General features: G+C 42.1%; 1 protein-coding gene. It reads right to left on the bottom strand.

The window, feature by feature from the left end:
- Window positions 1-454: Rib/alpha-like domain-containing protein (locus JEM49_RS10150; protein ID WP_274609077.1), on the bottom strand; the 454-nt coding region annotated here is incomplete at both ends.

Raw genomic sequence — 454 nt, 5'->3', positions numbered from 1 at the left:
GACTTCACCCTTAACCTTATCCTCGTCACCTTTAGTTAAGTGTTCTGGATCTTTTACTGGCACTCTGTCGTCTGGATTCTCTGGGCCTTTTGGATCGTAGTTATCACTTTGGTTTGGCTCAACAGTTACACTAACAGTAGTTGTGGTAGTAGAACCATCTGGGAAGGTAGTCTTAACTACACCAGTACGATTACCAGTTGTTGAAGTATCAGGGGGAGTTACCCATTTATGTGTAGTTCCATCTGGGAAACTAGCCGATTGACCATCTGGAGTTTGAGCAACAACTGTTCTTTCTGCATCAACTTGGCTACCTCTTGGAACAGTTACATCATCTTTAGGTGCAACCTTGTATTTATCACTTTCACCATTAACATGAACAGTTACAGTTACTGGATCAGATTTGGTGTGATCTGGATAAGTTACAGTTACTTCGCCAGTTACATCCTTACCAGCT

Origin of the sequence: Lactobacillus sp. A27 (assembly GCF_016742815.1) — a bacterium.
GTDB classification, from domain to species: domain Bacteria; phylum Bacillota; class Bacilli; order Lactobacillales; family Lactobacillaceae; genus Lactobacillus; species Lactobacillus gallinarum.
The sequence above is the reverse complement of the archived record's forward strand: the minus strand, read 5'-3'. Positions and strand labels throughout refer to the sequence as shown.